Source organism: Paraburkholderia sp. MM5384-R2 (assembly GCF_014201025.1).
GTDB lineage: Bacteria > Pseudomonadota > Gammaproteobacteria > Burkholderiales > Burkholderiaceae > Paraburkholderia > Paraburkholderia tuberum.
In genome coordinates this window covers 1-16,969 of sequence record NZ_JACHDI010000024.1, presented here as the reverse complement: position 1 = coordinate 16,969, position 16,969 = coordinate 1, and the positions used below count along the sequence as shown (strand labels likewise).

Sequence of the window (16,969 nt, the reverse complement as noted above, 5' to 3'; positions counted from 1 at the left end):
CCACAAATTCTTGTTCTCGATGGATTTGAGGTAGCCCTTATCAGACTTATCTGATTGCCGTGGCGTGGGGGGCACCCAATAATCTTGGCCGCCTGTCATTGCGCGCCTTGCGCCGCAACTGCCAAGCGGCTGGTTCGTGATCCGATTACCAATGGATCAGGGGAATCCGGTGCAGACCTCTTCGCGCGATCGTTTGGCGTCTGTGCCTCATACTTGATGGACGGGATAGAGATGGTTGCGCTAGGCAAGCGATTGTGGAGCGAGGGTCTGGGTACGGCTTGGCTCGTGTTCGTCGGCTGCGGCAGTACGGTGCTGGACACCACAGGCGTGCTGCAGGGCACCGGCGCGTTGCAAATGTCGTTGGCGTTCGGTCTTGCGCTTGCTACCGGCCGCTATGCCTTCGGCAAGATTTCCGGCGCGCATTTCAATCCTGCCGTCACCATCGGCCTGACGATCGCGCAGCGCTTTCCCGTGCGTGATGTCTTGCCCTATATCGCTGCGCAAATCTGGGGCGCAATAGTCGCCGCGGCGCTGCTCGCCTACCTCGCCAGCGGCCGGCCAGGTTTCGAACTCTCCGCGAGTGAATTCGCGGCGAACGGCTTCGGCGCTCATTCGCCCGCCGACTATCCATTGCATGCGGCGCTCGTCGTGGAATGCGTGCTGTCGTTCGTGTTTGTCGGAGCATGCCTGCTGGTCGTCGTTCGAAAAGAGGTGGCAACGATTGCGCCATTCATCACCGGCGCATGTCTGATGCTCGTCTACCTGGTGTCCATTCCGATCACCAATGGAGCGGTCAATCCCGCACGCTCGACCGCGCAGGCGCTGTTCGTCGGCAACTGGGCGCTGGATCAGTTGTGGCTGTTCTGGGCCGCGCCGTTGGCCGGAGCAATCGCGGCTGGCGTGCTGTTTTCGTTTCTGGACGGCGGAGCCGATTCGTCTTCGGTGTCGTTGGTGGACGGGCAGGGTGACGTTTCGTGAGCGAGGGACGGTACTCACCACTTCCGGTCGATGCGGTGCTGACATTGGGGCTGCGGCGTTTGTTGCGGTGTCTTTGGCCGCGCTCGCCGCGCCACTCGATGACGCATTGGCTCGCGTTTTTTCTGCTGGCGGTTACGGATGCGGTCTGCATGGCCGGACCTGCCGGCGCTGCGTCACAGCCACCCGTAATTTCCGCAGTGGGAGCGGGTTCTTCCGCGTCGTCATCCATTGCATTTCCTGCCAGATTGGCGGTCGGCATTCTCGAAGGAGGCTGGGCGCCGTTCGACATCCCGCTGGGCGGCCGGCTCGCCGGCGTCAGCGGCGACCTGTTGCGCGCGCTCGTGGGGCCGAACGTCGTCATCGAGACGAAGAGCTTTCCCGACATGGCCAAGCTGGTCGCCGCGGCTTGCGCCGGCGAGGTCGACCTGCTGACGAGCATAGCGCGCACGCCGGAGCGCGAGCGGTGCCTCAGCTTTACGGCTCCTTACTTCCACTCGTTCGCCTCGGCCGTCGTGCGTCGCGACGACGCCCGGCATGTGAACCCCACCGACCTCGCTGGCGCGCGTATCGCGATCGAGCGCGGTTTTGCGCGTGAGCGTTTGTTGCGCGCAGGTTTTCCTCGCGCGAGTATCGTCTCGTTCGCGAGCACGCACGAAGCGCTGAGTGCGCTACTGCATGGCGATGCAGACGTCTACTTCGGCTTCACGCCGGTCGTGCAATACGAACTGGCGACCGACGCGTATCGCAATCTGCGCGTAGCGTTCGAGCAAGGCGGCAAAGCGCTCGACCTGCGCTTTGCTGTATCGCCTCGCCAGCCTGCTTTGCGCGATCAGCTGAACCGCGCGCTCGTGTCGATGAATCCCGCCGAGGCCGCCGCGATACGCGCGCGCTGGCTGTCCGGCAACTTCAACGCGGCGCCCGCGCCGCATACACCGCGCTTCACGTTGACGCCGGAAGAGAAGAACTGGCTGCGTTCGCTGCCGCCGTTGCAGGTCGGCTTCGACAACGACTGGGCGCCGTTCAGCTATGTTGATTCCGCAGGCCGCCCCGTCGGTCTGACCGCCGATTACCTCACGTACCTGAGCAGCACGCTCGGTGTCGTGTTCAACCGCGCGCGCATGGCCGACTGGGCCGCCGCCGTCGAGGCGTTCCAGCGTGGCGACCTCGCGATGCTGTCCTCCACATCGAGCCGCGCCGCGCTTCTGGTAGGCGCCGACCATAGCCGGGTGTACGAGAGCGATCCGCTGGTGATCGTCGGGCGGAGCGGCGCGCCGCTCCCGTGCTCGTTCGACGACATCACGTCGTGCCGCGTCGTGATGTCGCCGCATGTGGCCGGCTCGGTGCCGCTCGCGTTGGAAGCGGTGCCGGTCGATCACATCGTCGTCGCGGCGAGCCTGGGCGAGGCGATGCGCATGGTCGCGAGCGGCGAGGCCGACGTGCTGGTCGGCAACGCGGCCGCGATCAACGTGCAACTGCGGCAGCACTACGTCGGCGCGCTCAGGGTGCTCGACTCGCTCGGCGAATCCGACTCGTTGTATTTTGCTGTGCGCGAGGATCTGAGCCCGCTCGTCAAGCTGATCGATCGCGCGTTGCAGGCGATGCCGGCAGCCGAAAAGCAGCGCATCCGGCGCAAGTGGGTGAGTCCCGCCGCGCCTGACAACGCCGTATGGAGCGTAACTGCGGTGCGGCTGCTGCCGGTGCTGATCGGCATCGGCGTCGTGCTGCTGGTCACGTTGCGCGCGTACGTGCTGCTGCAACGCGAAGTCCGGCTACGCAAGCAGACCGAGCGCGAACTCGCACTGCAATTGAACTTCCAGGAAACGATGATGAAGACGGTGCCGTATCCGCTCATCGCGAAAGGCCTGGACGGACGGTACATCGCGATCAACGAGGCCTATGAGAAAGCGTGCGGGCTGGAGCGCAAGGACGTGCTCGGGCGCACGACGACCGAGGTCGGCACATGGGGCGACGCAAACAGCCGCGTGCTCGACGACATCACGGGCGAGATCCTGCGCGGCGGCGGCATCGCGAAAGTCGAACTCCAGTTCGAGGACGGCGCTGGCGAGACGCGGCATGGGATTTTCTGGACGAGCGTCTGCGAGGCCAGCGATGGACAGCCGGCGTACGTGCTTGGCACGATGGTCGACATCACCGACATCCGGCGCGCTGAAATGCGCGCGAGCGAAACCGAACGGCGCCTGTTCGACGTCACGCGCTCGTTGCCCGCCGTCGTGTTCCAGTTGCGGCGCTCGCCGTCCGGCGCGTATTCCTTCCCGTACATCGGCGGCGACACGCGGCATCTGCTCGGCGAGGGTGATTGGCAGGGGGGGGCACGAGTCGATTTCCAACGAGTGTCGGAGCTGGATCGGCCGCGCGTTCTCGCCGAGCTCGAGCGTTCCGCGAGCTGGGCCTGCCCAGTGCATATGGAGTTCCGCCTGGAAAACGCCGGTCAACCAAAGTGGGTGCGGGCCGAGCTGGTGCCGAGGCGAGAAGCCGATGGCAGCGTCGTTTGGAGCGGCTATTGGATCGATGCGAGCGTCGAGCGCGCGCGTTCGGAGGAACTCGCGCGGGCACGCGATGTGGCCGAGGCGGCCTCGCGCGCGAAGGACGACTTCTTCGCGATGATGAGCCACGAAATCCGCACCCCGATGAACGGTGTGCTCGGTCTCGTCGAAGTGCTCGAGCGCACGCCGCTCAGTACCGATCAGAGCGAAATGCTCGGCATGATCAATGAGTCGGCGGGCGCGCTGCTGCAGATTCTCGATGATTTGCTCGATTATTCGAAGATCGAGGCGGGGCGGCTCACGCTCGAAGCCGAGCCGATCGATCTGCGCGAACTCGTCGATAACGCGGTCGGCCTGCTCGCGGGGCGCGCCCACGAAAAAGGGCTGAAAGTGCGCGTCGACATCGCGACCGACGCCGCCGCGACGCTCCGCGGCGACAGCGTGCGTCTGCGCCAGATTCTGTTCAATCTGCTTGGCAATGCGATCAAGTTCACGCCGAAGGGCGAGGTGGGTGTGAGCGTGGCGGTCGTCCAGGATCGCGCGGACTCGCAGACATTGGAGCTGATCGTTGAGGACACCGGCATCGGCATCGCGCCGGATGTGCAGGCGGGCCTGTTCGAGCCGTTCGTGCAGGCTGAGTCGTCCACCACGCGGCGCTTCGGCGGCACGGGCCTTGGGCTGACGATCTGCCGCAAGCTGATCGACCTGATGAACGGCACGCTCGCGCTGCGCAGCGAACCGGGCCATGGCACGAGGATGATCGTGCGGCTGACGATGCCGATCGTCGAGCAGCGTTATTCGATCAACGGTCTGCGCGGCAAACGCGCCGTCGTGATCACGCGAGATCCTCGCATCGGCCGCGCTCTCGCACACTTCGGCGAGGCGCTCGGGCTCGAACTGCGCAGCCTCTCGGCCGCTGCGGCGACGCAGGGCAAGAGCGACCTGCTGAGCCGCGCGGATCTGCTGTTCGTCGGCGAGGACGTCACGTTGCCCGTACAGATCGGCGCAAATGCGCGTGTCGTCACGCTGACCGAAAAGCCGATGCCGACGGGTTACCGCATCCTCGACGACAAGGTGCGCGTGAGCATCAATCCGTTTTCGTGGCGCGGCCTCGGCGCCGCATGCGCGGCCGCGATGACGGGCCTGTCGTCGATGTCCCCGATGGTACCGCGAGCGCCAGGCGTGCGGTTCTCGACCGATGGCGTCGCGCCGCCGCCGGATCGTGAACGCGCGATCGCGAGCGGGCGACTGATTCTTGTCGCGGAAGATCACCCAGTCAATCAGGAGTTGATCCGCCATCAACTCGCCCTGCTGGGGTTCGCGTGCGAGGTCGCGAACGACGGCGCCGAAGCGCTTCTCGCGCTCGAGCGCACGAGCTATGGCTGCCTGATCACGGACTGTCACATGCCGAACCTGTCCGGTTACGAACTGACGCGCCGTATCCGCGAAGCGGAGGCCCTGCGCGGCGGCGCGCAGCGTCTGCCGATACTCGGCATCACGGCCAACACCGCGCCCGACGACCTGAGGCTGTGCCGCGAAGCCGGCATGGACGACAGTCTGATCAAGCCGACTCGGCTCGCCACGTTGCGCGACTACCTGAGCCGCTGGTTTGGCACCGACACCGTTCGGCACCCCGCGCCGGCAGAAACCTGCGGTCGCGAATCGTCGGCGCCGGCCGGCGAGCGGCAGATCACGCAGCGCGTCGGTGTCGAACCGTACGTGCCCGTCGACCTAACGCACATGACGCAGTTATGGGGAAGCGAGTCGACGGTCAAGGCGTTGCTCGGTTCATTCATCTCGTCGATGCGCGAAGACTTCAACGCGCTTGCGACGTTACTCGAACGCGCGGACACGGGGCGGGTGCCCGAGTGGCTGCATCGGGTGATGGGGGCGGCCAGCGTGCTGCAGTATCAGCCACTCGTACACGCGCTCGAAGCCTATCGTCGCGACATTGTCGCGAAGTCGCCCGAGCAGTTGCGTAACGAGGGGCATGCGCTAATCCGCCAATGCGAGGCGATGCTCGATAGCATCGAACAGCAGGCCGCATTGCTCGCCTAGCGGGCGGCGGGCGGTGACCTCGCGCGAATACGCGGCCGATTCAAACGGCCGCGACCAAAATCGGGACGAAAAAAAACGCGGCCGAAGCCGCGTTAAAGATTTGGAGACATCCTTCGATGAAGGAGTCACTTCTCGCAATTCGAAGCATACCAGGAACAGCGTCATTTATTCATTACAAATCGCGCAATTAACTTTTCGATTAAATCGATTAAAACGATTTCGCACTACGTTTTTGCCGGTATTTTAGGCATATCGTGACGAACGCCTGTGCGCATTGCGCACCTTGCCCATCAGACCTTCGGTTTTAATCACAGTCCGGTTCGAATTAAAGCGGCCCGCGCAAGCCACCATCCCAACCTTACCGGCTCCAAATGATTTGCACTAGTATGTGGAAGCTCCGCACGGCCGACACGGGTGCCGCGGCGGCGCGTCAATGTCCGGAGAAGACCATGATTTCGCTGCGAAAATTGAATCTGGCCGTGGTGGTGTGGGCGCTTGCGTCGGGCGCTGCGTTCGCGGATACGGTTGCGCTGAAGGCGAATCTCCAGCCGTCGAGCGAAGTGCCGCCGCGCGTGAGTCACGGGCACGGCATGCTGAATGCGACCTTCGACACGTCCACCCAATCGCTGCAGTGGACTGTTACTTACGAAGGCTTGAGCAGTCCGGTCACCGCCGCGCATTTCCACGGTCCCGCGCCGGTTGGCCAGAACGCGAAGGTCCAGGTGCCGATCGGGAAGAATGGCCTCGCGAGTCCGATCAAAGGCACGGCGAAGCTGACCGAGCAGCAGGTCACGGATCTGATGGCGGGGCAGTGGTACTTCAATGTTCATACCGTGCAGAATCCGACGGGCGAAATTCGCGGGCAGGTGTTGCCGGCGAACTAGGCGTGGGCCTCGCGTGGGCCGAGCGCGCGTGCCGCGGCCAAAAGCAGCTTCACACCGTTAGAACCCGCCAACCAACGGCGCCCCCGCCACCGCCCGTACCATGACGGGACTTCAACGAAGGAGCATGTCCCGATGAGCTGGCAAAGCGCGCTCGCTTGCTGGTATTTGCGCAAGCAGTTCCGGCCCGAAACCCTCAAACCGTCGATCAACGTCGAGCGGGCGCGCGCGCTGACCTCGAAGCGGGTGTGGTCGCCACGCGTGCCGCGCGGCTGGCATCTTCGCGAAACGTATGGCGCGGGCGAGGCGCCGCTCGTCGGCGAATGGCTGGAACGCGTGGACGGTGGCACGGCCGGCGGCGCGGAGCCGACGGTGCTGTATTGCCACGGCGGAGGCTACTACTTCTGCTCGCCGCGCACGCATCGGTCGCTAACGTTCGCTCTCGCTACCCGCGCAGACGCGCGGCTCTTCTCCCTCGACTACCGCCTCGCGCCCGAGCATCGCTTTCCGGCCGCGCTTGACGACGCCACCGCCGCCTATCGACAGCTGCTCGCGATGGGCATCGCACCGAGCTCGATCGTGGTCGCCGGCGACTCGGCCGGCGGCGGCCTCGCGCTCGCGACGCTGGTCGCGCTGCGCGACGCCGGCGCACCGATGCCCGCCGGCGGCCTGCTGTTCTCGCCGTGGACCGATCTGGCGACGACCGGCGCGAGCCTGCGCACCAACGACAGCGTCGATCCGATGTTCTGTGGCGCCTCGATCGAGCGCGCGGCCAAGGTCTATCTCGGCGACGCGCCGGCCACGCATCCGTACGCGTCGCCGGTCTACGCGGACCTGCGCGGTTTGCCGCCGCTGTTCTTGCAGGCGGGCAGCACCGAGGTGCTGCTCGACGACGCGCGCCGCGTCGCCGACAACGCGCACGCGGCAGGAGTCGATTGCGAATGCGAGGTGTGGAAAAACCTGCCGCACGTGTGGCCGATGTTCGCGCCGTTCATGCCGGAGGCGAACCGCGCGCTCGATCGCGCGGCCGCGTTCGTGCGACGCGCGACGAGCCGCGCCGCGAACAGGGCTCAGGCGTCGAGCGTGACGTCGAGCGTCCGATAGACGGCTTCGATCGTTTGCTGGCCGTATTGCCGCTCGAGCCGCCGCACGGTGAAGTGCCCGTGCGCGACCTGCTGGAAGTGATCGATAAACACGGTGTTGACCATCGCGCCGAGCACCGCGCCGATCGCGGGAATCGATTTGGCAGCGATCTGTTCGCTGACCTGCACCGAAAAGCGCGCGGCGATCGCGTTGAGCAGCCGCAGCAGCGCCGCCGAGCCGTGGGTCGTGAAGCCCTTGCTGGCCACCTCGGACGACGCCTTCGACACCGCCTGCGCTAGCGCGCCGCGCATGAAGAAGTAGCCGAGGTTGGCGTCGTCGTCCTCGCTCGATGTACCGCCCATGCCGAGCACGGTCAGGCATTGCAGCTGTGTGTCGACCGAGGTCAGGTCCTCGCCCTCGCTGCGCGCGATGTCGCAGATCGAGCGGAACATCAGCGTAGTCGTGACCGGCAGCTCGACTGGCAGCGCGATCAATCCAAACGCCCCGCCGGCCGCGCCGGTGGTCGCGACCGCGAACTTGTGCAGCAGGTTGTTCGGCTTGTCGGGCGCGAGAAGCCTGGCGTCGTCGCGCCGGCCGAGCGTGCGTAACGCGATCGACAGACATTTGCGCAACGCGGCCTGCGTCGCATCGGACACTTTTTGGTTGGCGAATGCCGGGATGCGCGATAGCAGCTTCTCGATCGGCGCGCCGACGACGCTCGCGAGCTTCATCGTGAGCGCGGGGCTTTCGAGCTGGTGTTTCGCGCGCCGCAGCGCGGCGAGATCCTGCTCCGATAAGGATGGTGCTGCGAGCGAACTCGGCTGCATGGGCCTCCCTGGCATGTCGTGTCTTGGCTACTTGGAGTCAGTCTACCGCGTTGCAAGACGCGTTCCGTCCCGCTTGAAGCGTCGCACCATGGTATGATCCCCAATCTTTTGACACGTCAACTTTTGCTCCATCAAAAATGGCTGTCCATACCGCCGCCCACCATTCGAGTGGGCAAGTCTTACCGTTCCGCGAATCCCTGCTGGCCATGCTCGGCATCTCGTTCGTCACGATGCTGGTCGCGCTCGACCAGACCGTGGTCGGCACCGCGCTGCCCACCATCGTGTCCGAACTCCGAGGCTTCGAGTTGTACGCATGGGTCGCAACCTCGTATCTGCTGACCTCGGTGATCACCGTGCCGATTTTCGGGCGGCTTGGCGATTATTACGGGCGCAAGCCGTTCGTGATTGCGTCGATCGTCGTGTTTACCGGCGCCTCGGTGCTGTGCGGCGCGGCCAACAGCATGCTGTTTCTCGTGCTCGCGCGCGGGTTGCAGGGCATTGGCGGCGGCATGCTCGTCGGCACCGCGTTCGCATGCATTCCCGATCTGTTCCCCGATTCCGTCGTGCGGCTGCGCTGGCAGGTGCTGATGAGCTCGGCGTTCGGCATCGCCAATGCGGTCGGCCCGTCGCTCGGCGGTTTTCTCACGCAGTACTACGGCTGGCGCTCGGTGTTCTATGTGAATTTGCCGGTCGGGCTACTGTCGCTGTTTTTCGTCTGGCGTTTCCTGCCGCATCTGCGGCACGTCGAACATACCGGCAAAATGCGGCTCGACTGGCCCGGCGCGCTGCTGATCGCGATCGCGCTCGGCTCACTGCAGCTGTCCGTCGAATTGCTGCCGAAGCACGGCATCACGCTGAGCGCGTTCGCGCTGCTCGGGCTCGCCGTCGCGTCGGCCGTCACGCTGTGGAAATGGGAACAGCGCTGCCCGACCGCGATCCTGCCCGTCGACATGTTCCGCAACCGCAGTCTGGCCGCGCTGTTCACGCTGGCCGTGCTCGGCGGCTTCACGATGTTCTCGCTGCTGTTCTACGCACCGCTGCTGTTCCAGGGCGGCTTCGGCATGTCGCCGAAAGAGGCGGGCCTCGTGATCACGCCGCTCGTCGTGTTCATCACGATCGGCAGTATCGCGAACGGGCGCGTCGTGTCGCGGGTGAAGAATCCGAACCTGATGCTGTACATCGGCTTTGCGATGGTCGCGCTGTCATGCCTTGGCATCGTCGTCGCGACCCGTTCGATGCAGCAATGGGTGCTGATGTCGTTCATGGTCGTCGGCGGCCTCGGGCTCGGCTTCGTGATGCCGAACCTGACGATCTTCGCGCAGCAGACCGCGGGCCGCGAACACCTCGGCATCGCGACCGCGCTGCTGCAGTCGCTGCGGATGATCGGTGGCATGATCGGCACGGCGCTGACCGGCACGCTCGTGACCCACATGTACAAGAGCGGCGTGCGCAATGCGCTCGAAGGCGCGGGCGCGTCGCACTGGTTCGCCGATCTCGGCGATCCGCAGATCCTGATCAACCGCGATGCGCAGACCACGCTCGTCGACCAGTTGACCCACGCTGGCCACAACGGCGCGATGTTGCTCGAAAGTGCGCGCGAGGCGCTGGTCGGGGCGATTCATCTGGGTCTCGCGATGGCCGCGGTGATCGCCGTCGTGTCGGTGTGGCAAACCCGCCGCGTGCCGCCGATCAAGCTGCAGCGCAAGCTCGAGCCGGTGATTCACGCAGACTGATTTTTGAACTTGGTGTTGGACAGGCAGACTATGGAAGAACAGGACCGCGTCGGCGTCATGCAGCAATTTGGTCGCACGTATCGGGCGTTCATGTCGGCATTCGAGGCGCAGGTGGGGCATCCGTTGCCACGCTGGCGCATTCTGCTCGCGCTGCGCGAGCAGGCCGGCGAGTCGTCGCAGAAGCGGCTCGTCGAGCGGTTGCGCGTCGATCCTGGCGCGCTCACGCGACAGCTGAAGGCGCTCGAAGGGTTGGGCTGGATCGCGCGCAGCATGGATACGCGCGATAACCGCGTGACCAACGTGCGCCTGACCGAAGCGGGCCACGCCGCGACCGAAGCGAGCCTGCCGCGTCGCAACGCGTTCTTGCACGACACGATGGCCGGGTTGCCGGATGAGGCGCTCGCGGCGTTGTCGAGCGCGCTGAAAATGTTGGAGACGCGCATCGGCGAGGTGACGGCCAACGCCGGCGCCGCGACCGTGGCCGCCGCGCCGCAGGAGACCGCTGGCGACGAGGCGGCGCAGCGCATGTAATTATTAGTCCGCGCGTGGCGATAAAAAAGGCTGTGAGCCCAAGGGCGCACAGCCTTTTTCTTGAGCGGAACAGATCGCGCTTCAGTCAGCGCGGCGTGGTCCGATCAGAAGAACGTCTCGATCACTTCCTTCACGCGATACTGCGGATCGACGACCAGCACCTGCTTCCACTTGTCGAATGTCAGGCACGGATGCGAGATGTCGAACGCGATCATGTCGCCCACTTTCAGATCGGCGCCGGCGGGAATCCGCAGATAAGCGTGCTGATCCATCAGGCCGAAGATCTCCCAGCCCTCGCTCGCGGCGATGTCGCGCGGCGCTTGCTGGCCCGGGCGATAGTGGCGCGCCGGCTCCGGCATGCCTGCGTCGAACGCGGAGTCGCGTTTGCCGAGGCCGATGATCGCGCGATCCGGCTCGGGAATGGACTGCACGTAGGCCCACAATTGCAGCGCCGGCAGCAAGCCTTCGCCCATTTTCTTCGCGACAGGATTGCGCTTGAAGATGTCGGTCTGCGCCTTGCGATAGATGCCGACGTCATGCGTCAGATAGCAGCCGGGACGCAGCACGACCTCGACCTTGCCGGATTGCGTCGCCTGCGCGAACTCTTCGGCGACCACGTCGTACCACGCCGATCCCGCGCCCGATAGCACCGCCGGCGAGCGCGCGAAACGCCCCTGCTCGACAAGTTCGCGAGTGACCGCAACCGCGCCTTGCAGGAACGCGCGCACTTCGGGTTCTTCCTTCAGCACGCCTTCATACAGTTCGACCCCCGCGAGCTTCAGCACCTCCGGATAGCGCGCGATCGCGTCGAGCACCGCGTTGCGCTGCGCTTCGTCGCGCACGCCGGTGCGTCCACCCGGCACGCCGAGTTCGAGCAGCACCTGCAGCGGCTTCTTCACCGAGGTGAAGAATTCGCCGAGTTGCTCGACGCCTTCAGCCGAATCGACGAGGCAGAAGAATTCGAAATCCGGATCGCTGAGCAATTCGGCGATCATCATCATGTTGTGACGGCCGACCAGCTGATTCGCCATCAGGATGCGCGAGACGCCGCCGTGGTACGCAGCGCGCACCTGATGAGCGGTGGCGAGCGTGATGCCCCACGCACCGGTTTCGAGCTGACGGCGAAACAGTTGTGGCGCCATCGTGGTCTTGCCGTGAGGCGCGAGCTTGACGCCGTATTTGGCAACGAACGCCTGCATCCATTTCAGGTTGTGCTCGACGCGATCCTCGTACAGTACGGCAGCCGGCAGGCTGACGTCCTCGGCGAGCAGGTTCCACTCGAGGCGCGCGGCGTCCTTCAGCTGGACGCTCGTGCCCGGAACCATGCCCAAGCCCTTGCTATAAGGATCAATCGTCGCGCCCTGATAGTTTGTAACTTTCATTTCTCCGTGCTCCATCGTCCGGGTAAATTGAGTTGGATTTGACTTTACCATGGTACCGAAAGTACGATGTCTGAAAGAATGTTATTTAGTACCATGGGTTTCGAAGGCCGCCGGAAAGGGCCGCGAAAGCCGTGCCGCGAACCCCACCGCCTGCCATGAACCGTAGCGCCGAACCGCTCGCTTTCGACATCGTCGCGCGCATTGCCGAGTGCGCGCCGGAGTTGCGCTCGGCCGAACGCAAGGTCGCCGCGCTGATCCTCGACGATCTGACCGGCGCGTCGCGCGCGAGCATCGGCGCGCTGGCACAGCAGGCCGAGGTCAGCATCGCGACCGTCACGCGCTTCGCGAAGGCGGTCGGCTGCCGCGACGTGCGCGAACTCAAGCTGCGGCTCGCGCAGGCGGCCGCGGTCGGTCAGCGGTTTCTCGAGCGCGACACAGCAAGCGACGCACCCGAGCCGATCGCCACGCGCGTCTTCGACGAGCTGCAAACGGCGCTCGCGCACAATCATCAACTGCTGCGCCAGGCGCCGCTCGCCGAAGCGGCGGCCGCGCTGCGCGATGCGCGCATGATCTACGTGTTCGGCATGGGCGGCGGCTCGACCGCGCTCGCTGACGAAATGCGTTTCAGGCTCGTGCGCCTCGGCCGCCCGGTCGCGACCTATCAGGACGGGCTGTTGCAGCGCATGGTGGCGAGCACGGTGTCGCGCGAGTGCGTCGTGATCGCGCTGTCCACCACGGGGCGCGTGCCCGAGATGGTCGAGAACTGCAAGATCGCGCGCAGCTACGGTGCGACGGTGGTCGCGCTGACGGCGCCCGCGTCGCCGCTGGCGAGGCTCGCCAACTGGCTGATCCCGATCGTCGCGTTCGAAACCGATTTCATTTACAAGCCGTCGTCGTCCCGTTACGCCATGATGATGGCGCTCGATGTGCTCGTCACCGAACTTGCCGTCAGTCAGGGCGACGAAAGCCGCGAATTGCTGCGCCGCATGAAGCACGCGCTCGACGCGCACCGCGGCGGCGGCGATCGACAACCGTTAGGAGACTGATCCATGCATTCGCATCCCGAAGCCGCCGACACGCTGATCGTCGGCGCGCAACTGTACGACGGCACGGGCGCGCCGCCCGTCGAGCGCGACGTGGCGATCCGCGACGGGCGCATCGTCGCGATCGGCAATCTGTCGAACTGGCTCGCCGAAGAGGTGATCGAGGCCGAGGGGCGCGCGCTCGCGCCGGGCTTCATCGACGTACACACGCACGACGACACGCATGTGATCCGCTCGCCGCAGATGCTGCCGAAGATCACCCAGGGCGTGACGACGGTGATCGTCGGCAATTGCGGGATCAGCGCGTCGCCGGTATCGCTGAAGGGCGATCCGCCCGATCCGATGAACCTGCTCGGCGAGCGCGACGCGTTCCAGTACCCGACCTTCGCCGACTATGTGAACGCGGTGAACGCCGCGCGGCCGGCGGTGAACGTCGGCGCGCTGATCGGCCACACGGCGTTGCGCAACAACCAGATGGACCGGCTCGATCGCGCGGCGACTGCCGAGGAAATCGAGCGCATGTGCGCGCAGCTCGAGGAAGCGCTCGCGCACGGCGCGCTCGGTCTCAGCTCGGGGCTCGCATACGGTTCGGCGTTCGCCGCGCCGACCGAGGAAGTGATGGCGCTCGCCGAGCCGCTCGCGGCCGCGGGCGCGCTGTACACGACCCATATGCGCACCGAGTTCGACGCGATTCTCGATGCGATGGACGAGGCCTACCGCGTCGGTCGTCATGCGCGTGTGCCGGTCGTGATCTCGCATCTGAAGTGCGCGGGGCCGTCGAACTGGGGGCGCAGCGTCGAGGTGCTGAAGTCGCTCGAAGGCGCGCGCGGCGGGCAGCCGGTCGGTTGCGACTGCTATCCGTACAACCGCAGCTCGTCGACGCTCGATCTGAAGCAGGTGACAGGCGACATCGACATCACGATCACGTGGTCCGAACCGCATCCGGAAATGGCGGGCAAGCTGATCAAGGAAGTCGCGGCCGAATGGGGCGTCTCGCAGCAGGAGGCGGGCAAGCGCCTGCAGCCGGCCGGCGCGGTCTATCACAACATGTCCGAAGACGACGTGCGGCGCATCCTGTCGCATCCGGCGACGATGGTTGGTTCCGACGGCCTGCCGAACGATCCGCTGCCGCATCCGCGGCTGTGGGGCGCGTTTCCGCGCGTGCTCGGTCACTATGCGCGCGATGCCGCTTTGCTGCCGCTCGAGGAAGCGGTGCGCAAGATGACGAGCCTGTCCGCGCGCCGCTTCGGACTCGCGCAACGCGGCGAAGTGCATATCGGCTATCACGCCGACCTCGTGCTGTTCGATCCGGCGAAAGTGCATGACGTGGCGACGTTCGACAAGCCCCAGCAGCCCGCTGCCGGCATCGACGCGGTGTGGGTCAACGGCGTGCTGTCGTATCGCGATGGCGCGGTGACGGGCGAGCGGGCTGGCCGGTTCGTCACGCGCGGCGCGCCGTCGAAGGGCGATGCGCAGGGCGCGTTCTGATTTTTATCGATTGATGGCGGCACGCGCGGCGAGGGCGCCGCGCGTGCCCGACTTTTTAAGGAGTGTGACGATGAAGCGATATGGCGTGGAAGGCGGAAAGGGAACGGGCGGTCAGGTGATGCCGTTCGCGCGCGCGGTCGAGGCGGACGGCTGGCTGTTCGTGTCGGGCCAGACGCCGATGGAAAACGGCGAAGTGATCAACGGCGGCATCGTCGAGCAATCGCACAAGGCGATCCAGAATGTGTTCGCGATCCTGAAGGAAGCGGGCTATGGCGCCGAGCACGTCGTGCGTTGCGGCGTGTGGCTCGACGATCCGCGCGACTTCGCGTCGTTCAACAAGGTGTTTCGCGAGTATTTTGGCGAGAATCCGCCGGCGCGCGCGTGCGTGGTGTCGTCGATGGTGATCGACTGCAAGGTCGAGGTGGATTGCGTCGCTTATAAGAAGCCCGCGGCCTGATCGCTTTGATGGCTTTCATGTGACGAGGGCGCCGCAGGTCGTGATGGCCTGCGGCGCCCTCGTCGCGTTTACCGCTGTTTTTTGTGTTGGAGTTACTGCCGCGCGAGCCGCATGTTGTCCGGCATCGGCAGGTTGTAGTTGGTGCGGAACGGGTTGATGTCGAGCCCGCCGCGGCGCGTGTAGCGCGCATACACGGCGAGCTTCAGCGGTTTGCACATCTTCATGATGTCGACGAAGATTCGCTCGACGCATTGCTCATGAAACCCGGTGTGATTGCGGTACGAGATGATGTATCGCAAGAGGCCCGCGTGATCGATCTGCGGGCCGGCGTAGTGGATCTGCACGCTGCCCCAGTCCGGCTGACCGGTCACCGGGCAGTTCGACTTCAGCAGGTTCGAGAACAGCGTTTCCTCGACCGGCGCTTCGTCGCGCGCCGCGCTCAAAAGTGACGCGTCCGGCTGATAGACGCTCGCCTCGAGTTCGAGCCGGTCGAGCGACAGACCGGCGAATTCTTCCATTTTCAGCTTGCCGAATTCGTGCGGTGTGCTCAGATGTACCGACACGGTCGCGCCGCACGACGCGGACACGTCGCGCCTGATCGTGTCGCGCACGCTCTCGGCTGAGTCGAACGCAGTCTGCGCGAACGAGCCCAGATACAGCTTGAACGATTTCGATTCGACGATGTTCGGCGAGTCGGCCGGCACGAAGAACGTCGCGACGGCGATCTGCGGCTTGCCGCGCGCATTCAGCCACGACAGCTCGTAGGCGTTCCAGATGTCGGTGCCGAAAAACGGCAGTCGCGCGGTAATGCCGATCGCCTCGCGCGCATGGCTGCGCGCAATCGGAAATAGCAGCGTCGGATCGTATTGTTCGGTGTAAGTCGAGGACTTGCCGAGCGGGGATTGTTCGGGTGTCATGATGCGTTCACGATGCCACTCAGCACGTGCCCCGTCGCCGTTACGACGCGGGCCGATTCGCAGTGGCCGATCTGGTCGTCGAAGAAAAAGTCGGGCTCGAACTCGCGCAGAAATGCGCTTTTGTCGAGGCCGCCGAGGAACATCGCTTCGTCGATTTCGATGTTCCATGCCATCAGTGTGCGGATTGCGCGCTCATGCGCGGGCGCCGAGCGCGCCGTCACCAGCGCCGTGCGAATGCGCATCGGCGCGGCCGCGTCTGCAAGTATTTGCAACCGGTGCAGTGCTTCGAGCAGCGGCTTGAGCGGACCGTCCGCGAGCGGCAGATGCTTGTTGTCGATCTCGTGACCGACGAACGCGCGCAGGCCGTCATTCTGAAAGATGCGTTCCGCTTCGTCGGAAAACAAGACCGCGTCGCCGTCGAACGCAATGCGGATTTCGTCCGGGTACTTGCTCGCCATTTTCGCCGATTCCGGCAACACGCGTGCGGCTGGGAAGCCCGCGGCGAGCGCATCGCGCACGTCGTGCTGATTCGCCGACAAAAACAGCGAAGCGTTCAGCGGTTTCAGATAACCGAACGGCGCGCGGCCGCGCGTGAACACGCCGCGCTCGATCGCGAGCCCGTGTTCGCGGCAGGAATGAAACGCGCGCAGACCGCTGATCGGATCGCTGCGCGACAGGATCACCACTTCGACGCGATGACCGCCGGCGTTCAGCGCAAGCAGCTTGCGGATCAGCGGAAACGCCACGCCCGGTTTCGCGGGCACGTTCAGACGCTCGCGCTGCAACGCTTCGTAAGCCTTCAGGTCGCCGGCCTCGTAGACACGGTTCTCTTCCTCGAAGTCGAACAGTGCGCGCGACGAGATTGCGACCACCAGTTTGTCGACGAGCGAAAGCGCCATCGTTGCGTTCCGGTTCGAAGAGATCAGGCGAGGAAGAGACGATAGACCGGGTTTTTCGTCTCTTCCCAGCACGGATAGCCGAGCGTTTCGATGAAGCGCTCGAACGCCGCGTGGTCGCTCCCGGGCACCTGAATGCCGACCAGAATCGAGCTGTAGTCCGCGCCCTGGTTGCGGTAGTGGAACAGGCT

The 16,969-nt window shown here is 65.0% G+C and carries 13 protein-coding genes and 1 pseudogene; 9 read left to right on the top strand and 5 right to left on the bottom strand.

Annotated elements, in window-relative coordinates:
* Window positions 1-231: 231 nt before the first annotated feature.
* The 4 genes from aqpZ to HDG37_RS29605 all read left to right on the top strand — a co-directional run bounded on the left by aqpZ (window position 232) and on the right by HDG37_RS29605 (window position 7,525).
* Window positions 232-978, top strand: a complete 747-nt coding sequence (gene aqpZ / locus HDG37_RS29620; protein ID WP_184053861.1) for an aquaporin Z — start codon at window positions 232-234, stop codon at window positions 976-978.
* A gap of 149 nt (window positions 979-1,127) precedes the next feature.
* Window positions 1,128-5,540, top strand: a complete 4,413-nt coding sequence (locus HDG37_RS29615) for an ATP-binding protein (RefSeq protein WP_260335129.1) — start codon at window positions 1,128-1,130, stop codon at window positions 5,538-5,540.
* Window positions 5,541-5,989: 449 nt separating this feature from the next.
* Entirely contained in the window at window positions 5,990-6,424 is a 435-nt protein-coding gene (locus tag HDG37_RS29610) for a CHRD domain-containing protein (protein ID WP_184053858.1), read from the top strand.
* Window positions 6,425-6,556: 132 nt separating this feature from the next.
* Complete coding sequence (locus tag HDG37_RS29605) at window positions 6,557-7,525, top strand: alpha/beta hydrolase (protein WP_184053856.1); 969 nt, start codon at window positions 6,557-6,559, stop codon at window positions 7,523-7,525.
* Here the strand turns inward: HDG37_RS29605 and HDG37_RS29600 are convergent.
* On the bottom strand, window positions 7,492-8,331 hold the full coding sequence (locus HDG37_RS29600; protein WP_184053853.1) for an EcsC family protein: 840 nt from the start codon (window positions 8,329-8,331) through the stop codon (window positions 7,492-7,494). The genes HDG37_RS29605 and HDG37_RS29600 overlap by 34 nt on opposite strands.
* Window positions 8,332-8,468: 137 nt before the next feature.
* Between HDG37_RS29600 and HDG37_RS29595 the strand changes: the two genes are divergently transcribed.
* Together HDG37_RS29595 and HDG37_RS29590 are read left to right on the top strand one after the other, a co-directional pair.
* A complete protein-coding gene (locus tag HDG37_RS29595; protein ID WP_184053850.1) occupies window positions 8,469-10,064 on the top strand; it encodes an MDR family MFS transporter in 1,596 nt (531 codons plus the stop codon).
* A gap of 30 nt (window positions 10,065-10,094) precedes the next feature.
* On the top strand, window positions 10,095-10,595 hold the full coding sequence (locus HDG37_RS29590) for a MarR family winged helix-turn-helix transcriptional regulator (RefSeq protein WP_184053847.1): 501 nt from the start codon (window positions 10,095-10,097) through the stop codon (window positions 10,593-10,595).
* 104 nt (window positions 10,596-10,699) lie between these two features.
* On the opposite strand, the gene HDG37_RS29585 is transcribed toward HDG37_RS29590, so the two are convergent.
* Window positions 10,700-11,977 (bottom strand): amino acid deaminase, encoded by a 1,278-nt coding sequence (locus HDG37_RS29585; RefSeq protein ID WP_184053844.1) that lies wholly within the window; start codon window positions 11,975-11,977, stop codon window positions 10,700-10,702.
* Window positions 11,978-12,132: 155 nt separating this feature from the next.
* Between HDG37_RS29585 and HDG37_RS29580 the strand changes: the two genes are divergently transcribed.
* The 3 genes from HDG37_RS29580 to HDG37_RS29570 all read left to right on the top strand — a co-directional run bounded on the left by HDG37_RS29580 (window position 12,133) and on the right by HDG37_RS29570 (window position 14,965).
* Window positions 12,133-13,023 (top strand): MurR/RpiR family transcriptional regulator, encoded by an 891-nt coding sequence (locus tag HDG37_RS29580; RefSeq protein ID WP_184053841.1) that lies wholly within the window; start codon window positions 12,133-12,135, stop codon window positions 13,021-13,023.
* Window positions 13,024-13,026: 3 nt separating this feature from the next.
* Window positions 13,027-14,508 (top strand): amidohydrolase family protein, encoded by a 1,482-nt coding sequence (locus tag HDG37_RS29575; protein WP_184053838.1) that lies wholly within the window; start codon window positions 13,027-13,029, stop codon window positions 14,506-14,508.
* 70 nt (window positions 14,509-14,578) lie between these two features.
* The gene (locus HDG37_RS29570) at window positions 14,579-14,965 is read left to right on the top strand and encodes a RidA family protein (protein ID WP_008923846.1); all 387 of its coding nucleotides are present in this window, start codon (window positions 14,579-14,581) and stop codon (window positions 14,963-14,965) included.
* 92 nt (window positions 14,966-15,057) lie between these two features.
* Here HDG37_RS29570 and queF read toward each other — a convergent pair whose 3' ends face one another.
* The 3 genes and pseudogenes from queF to HDG37_RS29555 all read right to left on the bottom strand — a co-directional run.
* Window positions 15,058-15,882, bottom strand: coding sequence for an NADPH-dependent 7-cyano-7-deazaguanine reductase QueF (gene queF, locus HDG37_RS29565; RefSeq protein WP_184053835.1), 825 nt, complete (start codon window positions 15,880-15,882; stop codon window positions 15,058-15,060).
* Window positions 15,879-16,781, bottom strand: a complete 903-nt coding sequence (locus tag HDG37_RS29560; RefSeq protein WP_184053832.1) for a 5'-nucleotidase — start codon at window positions 16,779-16,781, stop codon at window positions 15,879-15,881. The genes queF and HDG37_RS29560 overlap by 4 nt, the downstream gene beginning before the upstream one ends.
* Before the next feature lie 23 nt (window positions 16,782-16,804).
* Window positions 16,805-16,969: pseudogene (locus HDG37_RS29555) on the bottom strand (threonine ammonia-lyase, biosynthetic); the annotation flags it as partial.

Coding starts and splice junctions, on each gene's coding strand:
- aqpZ (WP_184053861.1), top strand. CDS start 232: ATGGTTGCGCTAGGCAAGCGATTGTGGAGCGAGGGTCTGGGTACGGCT.
- HDG37_RS29615 (WP_260335129.1), top strand. CDS start 1,128: ATGGCCGGACCTGCCGGCGCTGCGTCACAGCCACCCGTAATTTCCGCA.
- HDG37_RS29610 (WP_184053858.1), top strand. CDS start 5,990: ATGATTTCGCTGCGAAAATTGAATCTGGCCGTGGTGGTGTGGGCGCTT.
- HDG37_RS29605 (WP_184053856.1), top strand. CDS start 6,557: ATGAGCTGGCAAAGCGCGCTCGCTTGCTGGTATTTGCGCAAGCAGTTC.
- HDG37_RS29600 (WP_184053853.1), bottom strand. CDS start 8,331: ATGCAGCCGAGTTCGCTCGCAGCACCATCCTTATCGGAGCAGGATCTC.
- HDG37_RS29595 (WP_184053850.1), top strand. CDS start 8,469: ATGGCTGTCCATACCGCCGCCCACCATTCGAGTGGGCAAGTCTTACCG.
- HDG37_RS29590 (WP_184053847.1), top strand. CDS start 10,095: ATGGAAGAACAGGACCGCGTCGGCGTCATGCAGCAATTTGGTCGCACG.
- HDG37_RS29585 (WP_184053844.1), bottom strand. CDS start 11,977: ATGAAAGTTACAAACTATCAGGGCGCGACGATTGATCCTTATAGCAAG.
- HDG37_RS29580 (WP_184053841.1), top strand. CDS start 12,133: ATGAACCGTAGCGCCGAACCGCTCGCTTTCGACATCGTCGCGCGCATT.
- HDG37_RS29575 (WP_184053838.1), top strand. CDS start 13,027: ATGCATTCGCATCCCGAAGCCGCCGACACGCTGATCGTCGGCGCGCAA.
- HDG37_RS29570 (WP_008923846.1), top strand. CDS start 14,579: ATGAAGCGATATGGCGTGGAAGGCGGAAAGGGAACGGGCGGTCAGGTG.
- queF (WP_184053835.1), bottom strand. CDS start 15,882: ATGACACCCGAACAATCCCCGCTCGGCAAGTCCTCGACTTACACCGAA.
- HDG37_RS29560 (WP_184053832.1), bottom strand. CDS start 16,781: ATGGCGCTTTCGCTCGTCGACAAACTGGTGGTCGCAATCTCGTCGCGC.